Raw genomic sequence first — 12,836 nt, forward strand, 5'->3', positions numbered from 1 at the left:
AAGAAAACTTTCATGACCGGGCAGGATGCCGGCTATCTCGACTCGGCGAATGAATGCGCCGCTACGGATGGAAGGAACATTTGTTGCCGGCATCTCGCCTTAATCTTGCCCGGCCTTAACGCCCGGCAGGGGCGTTTTCTTGCCCTCTGCATCCAGCCGCACGAAGGTGACGCACGTGGAAAAGATCTGCATCTCGGCGCCGGTGTCCAGGTCGTCGCTGAAGACGATCACCCGGTAGGCGACCGAGGTAGTGCCACGCCGGCTCTCGCTCGCATCGAAGCGCAGCACCATGCCCTGGCGCGTGCCGCAGTGAAATTCGACATTGTCCATAGCGACAGTCACCAAGCGGCAGCCTGGGTAGTCGCGACTAGCTGCAATCCAGGAGATTTCGTCCACCCATTTGAGCAAGAAGCCACCAAAAAGGTAGCCGTAGTGGTTCAGGTGCTCGGGTCGCACCACCTTGAAGCTTTCCATCTCGACAACAGTCCTCCCCGCTCGTCCCGCCGGCGATCCGTCCGCATCGGAATCATCAAAACCGGAAAAAATGAAGGTTTTATTGCGCCAGGTCCATGAAATGAACTTGCGTTTTGCGTATGGTTCCGCGCCAGCTTTGCGACAAACTTGTGACAGGTGTCGCGGCCGGCGCCACAACTCTGGCTCAACAACAATGACATAAAGCGCTAGCGGGCGCGACTTGAGGGGGTACGCATGACAGGACAGTCCGGGCTCGGCTGGATCGACATTCTGGTTATTCTTCTCTATCTGATCGCCACTGGGTACCTCGGCTGGCTCGGCTATCGCGGCACGCGCTCGGCGGCGGATTTTCTGGTCGGCGGGCGCTCGGCGCATCCGGTCATCATGGCCATCTCCTACGGAGCTACCTTCATCTCCACGGCTGCCATTGTCGGTTTTGGCGGCGTCGCCGGGCTCTTTGGCATGAGCCTGCTATGGCTGACTTTTCTGAACATCGGCGTGGGTATTTTCATCGCCTTCGTCTTCTTAGGCGAGCCCACCCGACGCATGGGGCACCGGCTCGGCGCCCATACCTTTGGCGAGCTGCTGGGACTGCGCTATCAGAGCCGGGCGGTGCAGATTTTCGCCGGAACCCTAGTGTTTCTGTTCATGCCGCTCTACTCGGCTGCGGTGATGACCGGCGGCAGTATTTTCGCCGCCACCCAGTTTGGTATCGACTTCGAGGTGGCGCTGCTGATCTTCGCCCTGATCACCGCCGCCTACGTGGTACCCGGCGGGCTCAAAGCGGTCATGTACACCGATACCCTGCAGGGCTTTGTGATGATCGCGGCCATGATCTTTCTGCTCTGGTTCACCTACAGCCAGCTCGGCGGCGTCGGCGAGGCCCATCGCTTCCTGACCGACATGGCCGACATGGTGCCAGCCAAGCTGCAAGCCATCGGCCATCAGGGCTGGACCGAGATGCCAGCCTTCGGCTGGGGCTCCAACAGCTATAACCTGTGGTGGATTGTGGTCAGCACCATCATCCTCGGTGTGGGCATCGGGGTGCTGGCGCAGCCGCAGCTCGCGGTGCGCTTTATGACGGTGCGCAGCCGGCGCGAACTCGACCGCGCGGTGCCCATTGGCGCTGTCTTCATCATGCTGATGACAGGCACGCCCTTCATCGTCGGCAGCCTGTCGAACGCCTGGTTCGCCCAGCATGGGCCGCTGCTGAATGGCCAAGTGGAGCAGGTAATCGACGCCGACACCGATCGCGCAATGGTCGCGCTGATGCGCCAGAACGACGTCGGTGCCTGGACGCCTATCCTGGGCAAAGACAAGAAGCCCGCCGTGGTGCCCCTGATCATTACCACCCGCGAACAGGCTGCGGATGCCAGCGGCCAGGGGTTCGAGCTGGTCTCCGGGCGCTCGTCCATTATCACCTACGTGAAGGGCGAGGCCGATCAGGTCATCCCAACGTTCATCTCCACTGCCCTGCCACGCTGGTTCGGGATTATTTTCTTCCTCGCCATGCTGGCGGCGGCTATGAGCACCATGTCGAGTCAGTTCCATACCATCGGCACTGCGGCTGGGCGCGATCTTTATGAACAGATCAGCCGCAAGCCGCATGGCAGCGAGCCAAGCCTGCTGGCGATGCGCTTGGCGGTGGTTGTCGGCCTACTGGTCGCCGTCACCATCAGCTACACGGTGCGCGAGGGCTATGTGATCGCGCGCTTCACCGCGATCTTTTTCGGGCTGTGCGCAGCAGCCTTTATGCCGGCTTATATTGGCGGGCTTTTCTTCAGAGGCGTCACGCGCGCCGGGGCGCTAGCCTCCATGAGCGTCGGCTTTGGGGTTTCGGCCTTCTGGCTGGTGTTCATCAAAGCCAAGGAGGCGGGGACCATCGGCCTGGTGCAACTGGTCACCGGCGGCAAGCCCAGCCTGCTCGCCGACGCGCCCAACTGGCCGGTGGTGGACCCAATCGTTGTGGCGCTGCCGCTGTCGGCGCTGACGCTGATTCTTGTCAGTGCCTTCACCCGCAAGCCCGATGAGGCGCACTTGGCCCAGTGCTTCACCCCCCGCCGTCGCGCGCGCGCAACCGCATCCTGACAGAGGAAACCACCATGCTCGGAATCCCTGACCCCTGGGTCGCCACCGCCTATCTTGGCTGCATTCTCATGGCCATCGTGTCCCTGATCTACGGACTGGTGCGCCGTAACGCCGCGCCCGATGAAATCACACCCGTCGACCGTGACTGGGCGATCGAAGAGAGGAAAGCTGACCATGATCTTTAATCCACGCCAGTCCGGCCTGCTCGCCGCCACACTGCTATCCACTGCCGCGCTGGCCGCCCCGGAACAAGCCAGCAGCCCTTTCGACTGGGGCGCGGATATGCGCCTGCGCCAGATCTACATCGGCAACGTCGGGCTGAACGACGACACCGCCACAGCTGATCGCAACTTTGAGCGCCTGCGCCTGCGCCTGTGGGGCAATTACAAGCCCAATGACCAGTTTGGGCTCAATTCCCGGCTGATCTGGGAAGGCCGCCATTATGTGCAGCCCGATGAGGACACTTACCCCCTGCCCGGGTTCCAGGACTGGTACAGCGGTGGGATTCTGTTCGATCAGCTTAATGTCGATCTCAAGCCCATTGCCACACTGCCGCTGACGTTCAAAATCGGCCGTCAGGATCTGATCTTCGGCAACGGCTGGCTGATCCTCGAGGGCACCCCAATCGATGGATCGCGCACTATCTATTTTGATGCCGCGCGTGCCACCTATCAGCTTGAGGCGCTCGACACCACAGTCGATCTGATCTACATCGACCAAGACGCCAACACTGGCCGCTTCCCGCAGCCGCTCAATGGCGTTATCGAAGACCAGACTGAGCAGTATGAGACCGGCGCGATCCTCTATCTGCGCAACAAGAGCATGCTGAAAGATGGCGCGGTCGATGGCTACTTCATCTACAAGCACAGCCGCGAGAACCTGACCGATTACGTCCCCGGCCTCGACACCGTGCGCGAGAACAACGGCGCGCCCTTCCCGTCGCCCTCGGATACCGGCGACGTCTATGGCATCGGCGCCCGAGTCGACACCAAGTTGACCGACAAATGGAGCCTGCGGGCCGAAACCATCTACGAATGGGGCACGCGCAATAACGCCGACCTTAGCGCCTTTGGCTTCAATAGCCGCATCGGCTATTTTATCGGCGGGCCGCTTGAGCAGTCAGTGCACTTTGACTACGAATACCTGTCTGGCGATGATCCAAACAGCAGCACTAACCAGGCGTTCGACCCCCTGTGGTCACGCTGGCCGCAGTGGAGCGAACTGATGGTTTATCAGTGGCCGCTCGAGAGCCGTGTCGCCGAGGCCACCAACCTGCAGCGCCTCAATCTCGGCTGGGGCGCCAAACCGCACGAAACCACCACGGTCACCCTGAATTACCACGCGCTCTTCGCGAATGAAAACAGCACGCGCACGGCGTCGCAACTGGCCAACATCACAGACAACGGCAAATTTCGCGGGCATTTGTTCACTGGCTGGATCAAGACCAAGCTCAACAAGCACCTCTCCGGCCACCTGGTCGCCGAATACCTGCTGCCCGGCGATTACTACGCCAAAGATCGCCGTGACAACAGCTACTTTGTGCGCGCGGAGATCAACTTGGCCTGGTAGCGCCGGGTTAGGTTGCCGCCTTCCCGGGATACGCTGATAATCGCCGGTTGAAACGCTTGCAAACAGAGCTCGACTCCCAATGACTGACTCCCTCACCGAATCCCGCCAACTCCTAAGCGGCGACGATGCCGTGGCCCTGGCCGCCTTGCATGCCGGCACCACGCTCGGCGTCGGCTATCCTGGCACCCCCTCGACCGAGATTCTTGAGACCTTCGACCGCCTAGGCGGGCGGGCGCAGTGGTCGCCGAACGAGAAAACCGCGCTCGAGGTCGGCATCGGCGTGGCCTTCGCCGGCGCACGCTCGCTGGTGACCATGAAGCATGTAGGGCTCAATGTCGCGGCTGATCCTCTATTCACCGCCACCTACACCGATGTCGATGGTGGGCTTGTCATCGTCTCGGCCGATGACCCGGGCATGGCATCGAGCCAGAACGAGCAGGACAATCGCCGCTATGCGCGGGCGGCTGGCATCCCGATGCTGGAGCCAGTCGATTCCCAACAAGCCTACGACTTCACCTGGCTTGGGTTCGAGCTGTCCGAGCGCTGGAAGATTCCGGTCATGCTGCGACTCACCACCCGGGTCTGTCATTCCCTAACGCCAGTGCAGCCACGCGCGCCCATCCCCCCCAAAGCGGTCAAGTTCCGCCGTGATGTACCCGCCCGGGTAATGATTCCCGCCTACGCCAAGCCCGCGCATCACCGACTACGCACCAAGCTCGCGGAGATCGCGGCCTGGAATGAGGCCGAGGGGCCCATGGAAACCGAGATGGGCAGCAAGACGCTCGGCATCATCTCCACCGGCATCAGTGCCATGCATGCGCGCGAGGCAGCGCCCGAGGCCAGCCATTTCACCTTCGGCCTGACGTACCCGCTGCCGATCACGCGCATTCGTGAGTTTGCTCAGCAATTCGAGCGGGTGCTAGTGGTCGAGGAAGGCGATCCGGTTCTGGTTGAGGAACTGCGCACCGCAGGTATTCCAGTCGAGGGCAAGACCGAGCGCTTCCGCTTCGGCGAGCTGGATGTCGCGCGCGTGCACCGCATCGTCACCGGTGATGACAGCGAGGAGCCGGCTCAGCCCAAGGGCAAGCCGCCGGAGCTCTGCCCTGGTTGCTCGCATCGCAATGTCTTTCATGCGCTGCGCGAACTCGACTGCATCGTCGCCGGCGACATTGGCTGCTACACCCTCGGCGTGCTGCCACCCTTCTCGGCCATGGATACCTGCGTATGCATGGGCGCGAGCATTACCACCGGACTCGGCCTGCGTCATGCGCTACCAGAGGTGCAGGCGCGCCGAGTGGTAAGCGTGATTGGTGATTCCACCTTCGTCCACTCGGGGCTGACGGGCCTGGCCGAAATGGCCTACAACCCGCCGGAGACTGGGCATCTGGTGATGATTCTGGACAATGAGACCACCGCCATGACCGGCCAGCAGGAGCACCCAGGCACAGGCCGCTCTCTAAACCACGAGCGCGCGGACCGCATGGACTTCGAGGCCGTCGGGCGCGCATTGGGCATTGCCTATGTCGAGTTGATCGACGAGTCGGCCAAGAATGTCGATCTGAAGGCTCGCATCGCCGACTGCCTGGCGCGCAACGAGACCGCACTGATGATTGTGCGCCAGCCGTGCGTGCTGGCCGCACCAAAAATCCGGCTCTATGAAAAAGCCGCCGACCAGCAATGCGCGGCAGCACCGGCGGGCTGACCGGCAATTGAGATTGAGCTGGGCGTGCCAATTCGCCCCCACGAGTTCTGAGGCGAATCCATTCGTCTCGACAGACTGACCACTCAGACACCCATGCATAGCACCACCAACATCGTGATCGCCGGCCTCGGTGGCCAGGGCATCATCACCGCCTCAGACATTCTTGCCGAGGCGGCTTTCCGCGCCGGCTTCGACGTAAAAAAGAGCGAGCTGCACGGCATGAGTCAGCGCGGCGGTTCAGTGACCAGCGACGTGCGCTTCGGCGAGCGGGTATTGAGTCCCATGGTCCCCGCAGGCCAGGCTGACGTGCTGCTTGTGCTGGAGCCTTCGCAGGTTGAGATCAACCGCCCGCTGATGCGTGCCGATGGCGTGCTGTTGACAACGGACGTCATTCCACCCGACGCACTTAAAAACAAAAAGAGCCTGAATGTCGCCATGCTCGGCGCCCTGTCGAGCGTGCTGGAGATCGCCGAGACCCACTGGCTCGCGGCCGTTCATGCGCACCTAGCTGAGAAGCTGCACCGCCTAAATGACGAGGCCTTCGCGCTCGGGCGTCGGGCCAGCGCTTCGATGCCTGGCTGAGCTGCTACACGGTTTTTTTTTGCCCGCGCGCTCCAAAATCGACGACGAGACAAAAGAGGAAAACGAATGCTCAACGCGCTCTGGAACGACGATGCTGGCGGTTTTCACCCGGCCAGCGCACCGGATTTTCTGCCCGAAAAGCGCCTGAAGGAGGTCCAGCTCCGTCGCCTGCGCGCGGTTGTCAGCCGCGCTTACGAGCGAGTAGAGCTGTTTCGTACCCGGTTGCAAGAACGCAAGCTGACGCCTGAGAGTATTCGCAGCCTCGAGGATATCGAGCAACTGCCCTTTATGGTCAAGACCGACCTGCGCGACACCTACCCCTTCGGGCTCTTCGCCAGCCCCATGTCCGATATCGTGCGGTTGCATGCGTCCTCGGGTACCACGGGCAAACCCATCGTGGTAGCCTATACGCAGGCGGACGTTGAGGTCTGGGCCGAGGTGATGACCCGCACCTTCGCCTCCTGCGGATTACACCGCGGCGATATTCTGCAAAATGCCTTTGGCTATGGACTCTTCACCGGTGGCCTGGGCGCGCACTATGGCGCCGAGACCTTGGGCGCCACCGTAATCCCCATCTCCGGTGGCAATACCGACCGCCAGATCATGGTGATGCGCGACTTTGGCGTTACCGCACTCTGCTGCACCCCGAGCTATTTCACCTATCTGGTCGAGCGCGCCGCCGAGCTCGACGCCGATCTGCGCGACATGCCAGTCAAAGTAGGCATCTTCGGCGCCGAGCCCTGGTCGGACGCCATGCGCACGCGCATCGAGGAAGCCGCCAACATCAAGGCCTACGACATCTATGGCCTGTCGGAAATCATCGGCCCCGGCGTGGCGAGCGAATGCGAGGCTCAGAATGGCCTGCATGTGTTCGAGGACCACTTCTACCCCGAGATCATCGACCCCGACAGCGGCCAAGTGCTGCCCGATGGCGAGGAAGGCGAGCTGGTCATCACCACGCTGAGCAAAAAGGCCATGCCGGTGATCCGCTATCGCACGCGCGATATCACCCGCATCATCCCCGAGCCCTGTACCTGCGGGCGCAGCATCCGGCGTATTCGCCGCATCGGTCGGCGCTCGGACGACATGATCATTCTGCGCGGGGTGAATGTGTACCCCAGCCAGGTGGAGGCGGCACTGCTCGCGGTTGAGGGCACCCTGCCGCATTATCAGATCATCCTGACCCGCGAGCAGGGACTGGATCAGATGACGGTTGAGGTAGAGGTCACGCCCGAGGTCTTCAGCGACGAGATTCGCGCCATGGAGCAGGTCCGCTCGCGCCTGGCCCAAGCCATTGAGCGCATCATCGGCATCCGCGTCACCCTGCGCCTGGTCGAGCCGCGCAGTATCGAGCGCAGCCAGGGCAAGGCCAAGCGGGTGATCGACCGACGCGGGGACTGATCGACCTGGGCTTGTTTCACCGCGCAACAGCCCAATCGGGCGAGACATCTTTCACCGCGACCACTTTCGGAATCTCACCATGAAACTGCAACAACTCTCGCTGTTTCTCGAAAACCGCCCCGGACGGCTGGATGCGCCGCTTGAGGCCATTGCCGCCGCCGGCATCAATATCCTCACGCTGTCGCTCGCCGACACCGCGCAGTTCGGCATCCTGCGGCTCATCGTGCGCGACTGGGACAAGGCCAAGCAGGTGCTGGAAGACGGCGGCTGGGTGGTCAACCTGACCGAAGTCGTCGCCGTGGATGTCGAAGACCGGCCCGGCGGACTGGCCGAAGTGCTCAAGGTGCTGGATCAGGCTGGCGTCAATATCGAATACATGTACGCCTTCTCCTCCTACCGGCCTGACAAGGCGATTCTGATTTTCCGCTTCGAGGACCCCGATCAAGCGGTGAAGGTGCTGCTCGACCAGGGCATTCGCGCGCTCGACGGCGACGAGCTGATTCATGCCGACGGCTGAGTGCATGCAAGACAGCTCCCCCGCTTCCCACACCGCGATCTGGGACACCGAAGCCGAAACCCTCCCGACCCCGCAGCGCCAAGCGCTGCAGCTCGAGCGCCTGCAAGCGCTCGTCGCGCGCATCGGGCAGGTGCCTTTCTACCGCAGTCATTTCCTGCGCCACGACATCAGCCCGGCGCGCATCCGCACCCTTGATGATCTGCACCGCCTGCCCTTCACCACCAAGGAGGATCTGCGCCGGCATCACCCATTCGGCTTCCTGACCGTGCCGCGCAGCGACGTTGCGCGCATTCACGGCTCCTCAGGCACCACGGGCACGCCAACCTTTGTCGCCTACACCAAGAAGGATCTCACGCTCTGGGCTGATCTGTGCGCGCGCTTTCTGGTCGCAGGTGGGCTGCAGCCACAGCACACGGTGCAGGTCGCCTTTGGCTACGGACTCTTCACCGGCGGCTTTGGTCTGCACTATGGCATCGAGCGCGTCGGCGCGGCCATTATCCCCGCCGCCGCTGGCAACACCCGCCGCCAGCTCACCATCATGCGCGAGCTTAACCCCGAAGTACTCATCTGCACCCCGAGCTATGCGCTCACCATCGCCGACGGCGCGCGCGAACTCGGCATCGACCCGCGCAGCCTACCCATTCGCTTCGGCCACTTCGGCGGCGAGCCCTGGACCGAAGACCTGCGCCTGGAGATCGAACAACAGCTCGACATCCAGGCGTTTAATAACTATGGCCTGTCGGAAGTCATAGGCCCCGGCGTCAGCGGCGAATGCAGCGAGCGCACCGGCATGCACATCCAGGACGATCATTTTCTTGTTGAATGCCTGGACTCGGAGACGCTGGAGCCCGTGCCCGAGGGCGAGCCCGGCGAACTGGTCATCACCTCCCTGACACGCGAGGCCATGCCGCTGCTGCGCTACCGCACCCGCGACATCGCGCGGCTGTATCGCGACCCCTGCCCCTGCGGCCGCACCAGCCTGCGCATGAGCCGCGTGACCGGGCGCAGCGACGACATGCTGATCATCCGCGGCGTGAATCTCTTCCCGTCGCAAATCGAGGAAGCCCTGCTGCGGGTCGAGGGCACCACAGCGCATTATCTGATTGAGGTCGACCGCCCCGGCACCCCAGGCAGATCGATGGATGAGCTGACGGTGAAGGTAGAAATCCACCGCGAGATGTTCTCCGACCGCATGGACCGCATGCAAGCGCTGCGCGAGCGGATCGGCTCGGAAATCCATGCCATTGCCGGGATTCGCGCCCGCGTCGAGCTGGTCGAGCCGCGCAGCCTGGAGCGCTTCGTCGGCAAGGCCAAGCGGGTCATCGACAGACGCAACCTCAACGACGGCCCAAAGGCTCCTTAATCCCTTCTGATTTCAGCAGAGGACCGACAGCATGGATGAATCCCTTGTGCGCAAGTATTTCAGCGGCGACCGTTTCGCTGAATATCTTGGCATTGAGCTACTTGAGGTGAGGCCCGGGCGCGCCCGCGCCAAGCTTGCGATTGACGAGCGCCACTTAAACGGCGTCGGCATCGTGCATGGTGGCGCAATTTTCGCGCTAGCCGATCTGGCCTTTGCCGTCGCCTCCAACTCCCACGGCCAGATCGCGCTCGGCATCAACGTGTCCATCGCATACCACAAGGGCGTCAGCTCCGGCACCTTGTATGCTGACGCCGAGGAGATCGCCTTCAACCCCAAGCTCGCGACCTATCAGATTCGCATCTCCAACGAGCAGGACGAGACCCTTGCCAGTTTCCAGGGCACCGTCTATCGCAAGCGCGAAACCCTCGATCAGATTGTCCACGCGGCTGACGCAGCAAACTGAGCAGCCAAGGCTGCCTCGATCACCCCCCCACGCTTGGCACATTTTTTGTTCTCTCGCTTGCGCTCCCCGCACAATAACTGAACAACCGGAGGTCCATCATGGAGCAACTGCAAACCGGCACCGATGTGCTCTTCCTGCTGATCGGCGCCGTCATGGTGCTCGCCATGCACGCTGGGTTCGCGTTTCTTGAAGTCGGCACCGTACGCGCCAAGAACCAGGTCAATGCGCTCGCGAAGATCCTGAGCGACTTTTCGATCTCTACGATCGCCTACTTCTTTGTCGGATTTATGATCGCTTATGGCGTTAATTTTTTTCAAGACGCCAGCACCTTGCAGGACAAGAACGGTTATGAATTGGTCAAGTTCTTCTTCCTGCTGACCTTCGCCGCCGCCATTCCGGCCATCATCTCAGGTGGCATCGCCGAGCGCGCACGCTTCTACCCGCAGTTGATTGCCTCTTTCGTGATCGTCAGTCTGATTTATCCGTTTTTCGAAGGCATCGTCTGGAACGGTAACCTGGGCGTTCAGGGGCTAATCGAGCAATGGTTCGGCGCACCATTTCATGACTTCGCAGGCTCCATTGTGGTGCATGCGATGGGCGGCTGGATTGCTCTCGCCGCCGTGCTGCTGCTCGGCCCGCGCTCCGGGCGCTACCGCAGCGATGGGAGCATCACCGCGCATCCGCCCTCGTCCATCCCTTTCCTGTCGCTCGGCGCCTGGACGCTGACCGTGGGCTGGTTTGGCTTTAATGTGATGTCCGCGCAGAGCGTCGAGGCAGTCAGCGGTCTGGTTGCGGTCAATTCCTTGATGGCTATGGTCGGCGGCGTACTCGCGGCCCTGGTCGTCGGCAAGAATGATCCGGGCTTCCTGCACAACGGCCCGCTCGCCGGTCTGGTCGCTGTCTGCGCCGGCTCCGACCTAATGCACCCTCTTGGTGCATTGGTGGTGGGTGCGGTGGCCGGCACGCTCTTTGTCGTCACCTTCACCCTCACCCAGAACAAATGGAAAATCGATGACGTGCTCGGCGTCTGGCCACTGCATGGCCTGTGCGGCCTGTGGGGTGGGATTGCCGCCGGCATCTTTGGGCTCAAAGCCTTAGGCGGCATGGGTGGCGTGAGCTTCGTCGCCCAACTCGTCGGCAGCCTACTTGGAGTTATCATCGCGCTGGCCGGCGGTTTCACCGTCTATGGCATCCTCAAGGTCACCCTCGGGCTGCGCCTGAGCGAAGAAGAGGAATACCAGGGCGCCGACCTCAGCATCCATCGCATCACCGCCGAGCCGGACTACAATCGCGGCGAAGTCTGACAGCCACGCCAGTCGGCCTCGATCGTACTACCTCCACCAGTGCCGCCCGGAGAAAGCAAGATGCCCCCAAAGCAACAAAAATCCGTCGCCCTGATCCTTGCCGCCATCGGCCTGATTCTGACCATCGCCGGCCCGCTGATTCCCGGTGGCGAACGGCTCGTGCGCAATAGCCCGGCCTACACAGGTCATGTAACCTATCTCTCCGCCGGCAGTCTCGCTGCGGACGGGGGCCAAAGCCTGCCTATGCTCGCCGGCACCTCGGCCGGCGAGATCTGGCAGTATCGGGGCGGCCTGTGGCAGCACCTGCCGCTCGACTTCGGCGAACACCCCATTACCACCATTCTCGGCAATCCGGCGGACAGCCCGGTCGGCACCGCCGGTGGCATCTACAATCCGCCACCCGGCATCGCTTTCAGCGGGCGCGTGGGCGATCTGATGCAAACCCCCGCGGGGCTGGTCGTCGGTAATGAAGAGGGCATCCATCTACTCGGTGCCAACGGCAATCGGCTCATCAACAGCGGCATGAATGTCTATCGCTTTGTCACTCAGACCATTGATGACCAGCTCTACCTGCACGCCGGCACGGTCGGCGCTGGGGTGCATAGCACCAGCTCAGATGATATTGCCAAAGACTGGCCGGCCAACAACGCCGGGCTGCCGGCGGATGCCTATATTTACAGCTTGGCAGTCACCGGAGGCGGCAAACTGATCGCAGGCACCAAAACCGGGCTCTTCTGGCAATCGCGACCCGGGGAGACCTGGCACCCGCTTGATGCCAAGCATGGCGACACCCGGGCGCTATCGCTCTACCTGGCACCCGCCAGCAAAAAGCGCTCGCACCGCCTGTGGATCGGCACCGACAACCACCTACTGCATGCCGATCTGGTCGAAACCCCCGAATATCTGCGCGTGGCCGCCCCCGCCATGGCTGTCTATCAACCCGAGGGCGCCCTGCCCTTCGGCATCAGCTGGATTCGCCCGACACCCAAGGGCGTCATGATCAGCGCCGGGACTGTTTATCAGTGGGGCCCGGTGCGCCTGCCTGGCTGGTACTGGATATCCATCGGCGGCATTGTGCTGCTGCTGATCGCAGGCTGGATGCTACCGAGCCGGGCAGAAAACAACGCACCAATGTAAAGACGCCCAAGTCTCTGGTCGCGATCCTGAGTCCTTATCCTCGCGTCCTTGCAACCTGACCGCAACCTCTGTCGCTAGTCGCCACAGCGCCAAGCGCAGGCTATACTCAGAGGGCATCCTCTCCCGGCCACGCCGGAGAGGATATTCGGTTCTCAGCTTCGTTTCGCACTGCCCTGCCCCTTTTTGCATGGACGAGTCTCGACGTGGCCTGAGTTTGCCGCGGTTTTCATTCGCAA

General features: G+C 62.2%; 12 protein-coding genes. 11 read left to right on the forward strand and 1 reads right to left on the reverse strand.

The window, feature by feature from the left end:
- Positions 1-99 precede the first annotated feature (99 nt).
- Positions 100-474, reverse strand: coding sequence for an acyl-CoA thioesterase (locus tag Thiofri_RS13655; protein WP_009147189.1), 375 nt, complete (start codon positions 472-474; stop codon positions 100-102).
- 234 nt (positions 475-708) lie between these two features.
- Between Thiofri_RS13655 and Thiofri_RS13660 the strand changes: the two genes are divergently transcribed.
- The 11 genes from Thiofri_RS13660 (at position 709) to Thiofri_RS13710 (ending at position 12,600) form a co-directional block, all read left to right on the forward strand.
- Positions 709-2,562, forward strand: a complete 1,854-nt coding sequence (locus Thiofri_RS13660; RefSeq protein WP_009147188.1) for a sodium:solute symporter family protein — start codon at positions 709-711, stop codon at positions 2,560-2,562.
- A gap of 14 nt (positions 2,563-2,576) precedes the next feature.
- Complete coding sequence (locus Thiofri_RS13665) at positions 2,577-2,747, forward strand: symporter small accessory protein (RefSeq protein ID WP_009147187.1); 171 nt, start codon at positions 2,577-2,579, stop codon at positions 2,745-2,747.
- Positions 2,737-4,131: an alginate export family protein gene (locus Thiofri_RS13670; RefSeq protein WP_009147186.1), complete on the forward strand. Its 1,395-nt coding sequence runs from the start codon at positions 2,737-2,739 to the stop codon at positions 4,129-4,131. The genes Thiofri_RS13665 and Thiofri_RS13670 overlap by 11 nt, the downstream gene beginning before the upstream one ends.
- A 79-nt stretch (positions 4,132-4,210) precedes the next feature.
- Entirely contained in the window at positions 4,211-5,833 is a 1,623-nt protein-coding gene (locus Thiofri_RS13675) for a thiamine pyrophosphate-dependent enzyme (protein ID WP_009147185.1), read from the forward strand.
- Positions 5,834-5,926: 93 nt separating this feature from the next.
- Positions 5,927-6,415 carry an indolepyruvate oxidoreductase subunit beta gene (locus Thiofri_RS13680; protein ID WP_009147184.1) on the forward strand — a complete coding sequence of 163 codons (489 nt, stop codon included), beginning with the start codon at positions 5,927-5,929 and terminating at the stop codon, positions 6,413-6,415.
- Positions 6,416-6,481: 66 nt separating this feature from the next.
- Positions 6,482-7,816, forward strand: a complete 1,335-nt coding sequence (locus Thiofri_RS13685; RefSeq protein ID WP_009147183.1) for a phenylacetate--CoA ligase family protein — start codon at positions 6,482-6,484, stop codon at positions 7,814-7,816.
- Positions 7,817-7,895: 79 nt separating this feature from the next.
- A complete protein-coding gene (locus Thiofri_RS13690) occupies positions 7,896-8,333 on the forward strand; it encodes an ACT domain-containing protein (protein ID WP_009147182.1) in 438 nt (145 codons plus the stop codon).
- Between the two features lie 4 nt (positions 8,334-8,337).
- Positions 8,338-9,696 carry a phenylacetate--CoA ligase family protein gene (locus tag Thiofri_RS13695; protein WP_040854596.1) on the forward strand — a complete coding sequence of 453 codons (1,359 nt, stop codon included), beginning with the start codon at positions 8,338-8,340 and terminating at the stop codon, positions 9,694-9,696.
- 31 nt (positions 9,697-9,727) lie between these two features.
- The gene (locus tag Thiofri_RS13700; RefSeq protein ID WP_009147180.1) at positions 9,728-10,159 is read left to right on the forward strand and encodes a PaaI family thioesterase; all 432 of its coding nucleotides are present in this window, start codon (positions 9,728-9,730) and stop codon (positions 10,157-10,159) included.
- A 98-nt stretch (positions 10,160-10,257) separates the two neighbouring features.
- On the forward strand, positions 10,258-11,463 hold the full coding sequence (locus Thiofri_RS13705; RefSeq protein WP_009147179.1) for an ammonium transporter: 1,206 nt from the start codon (positions 10,258-10,260) through the stop codon (positions 11,461-11,463).
- 60 nt (positions 11,464-11,523) lie between these two features.
- The gene (locus Thiofri_RS13710) at positions 11,524-12,600 is read left to right on the forward strand and encodes a hypothetical protein (RefSeq protein ID WP_009147178.1); all 1,077 of its coding nucleotides are present in this window, start codon (positions 11,524-11,526) and stop codon (positions 12,598-12,600) included.
- Positions 12,601-12,836 lie beyond the last annotated feature (236 nt).

Source organism: Thiorhodovibrio frisius (genome assembly GCF_033954835.1).
Lineage (GTDB): Bacteria > Pseudomonadota > Gammaproteobacteria > Chromatiales > Chromatiaceae > Thiorhodovibrio > Thiorhodovibrio frisius.

Excerpts from the sequence above, each read along its gene's own strand:
- Thiofri_RS13655 (WP_009147189.1), bottom strand. The coding sequence starts at position 474 with ATGGAAAGCTTCAAGGTGGTGCGACCCGAGCACCTGAACCACTACGGC.
- Thiofri_RS13660 (WP_009147188.1), top strand. The coding sequence starts at position 709 with ATGACAGGACAGTCCGGGCTCGGCTGGATCGACATTCTGGTTATTCTT.
- Thiofri_RS13665 (WP_009147187.1), top strand. The coding sequence starts at position 2,577 with ATGCTCGGAATCCCTGACCCCTGGGTCGCCACCGCCTATCTTGGCTGC.
- Thiofri_RS13670 (WP_009147186.1), top strand. The coding sequence starts at position 2,737 with ATGATCTTTAATCCACGCCAGTCCGGCCTGCTCGCCGCCACACTGCTA.
- Thiofri_RS13675 (WP_009147185.1), top strand. The coding sequence starts at position 4,211 with ATGACTGACTCCCTCACCGAATCCCGCCAACTCCTAAGCGGCGACGAT.
- Thiofri_RS13680 (WP_009147184.1), top strand. The coding sequence starts at position 5,927 with ATGCATAGCACCACCAACATCGTGATCGCCGGCCTCGGTGGCCAGGGC.
- Thiofri_RS13685 (WP_009147183.1), top strand. The coding sequence starts at position 6,482 with ATGCTCAACGCGCTCTGGAACGACGATGCTGGCGGTTTTCACCCGGCC.
- Thiofri_RS13690 (WP_009147182.1), top strand. The coding sequence starts at position 7,896 with ATGAAACTGCAACAACTCTCGCTGTTTCTCGAAAACCGCCCCGGACGG.
- Thiofri_RS13695 (WP_040854596.1), top strand. The coding sequence starts at position 8,338 with ATGCAAGACAGCTCCCCCGCTTCCCACACCGCGATCTGGGACACCGAA.
- Thiofri_RS13700 (WP_009147180.1), top strand. The coding sequence starts at position 9,728 with ATGGATGAATCCCTTGTGCGCAAGTATTTCAGCGGCGACCGTTTCGCT.
- Thiofri_RS13705 (WP_009147179.1), top strand. The coding sequence starts at position 10,258 with ATGGAGCAACTGCAAACCGGCACCGATGTGCTCTTCCTGCTGATCGGC.
- Thiofri_RS13710 (WP_009147178.1), top strand. The coding sequence starts at position 11,524 with ATGCCCCCAAAGCAACAAAAATCCGTCGCCCTGATCCTTGCCGCCATC.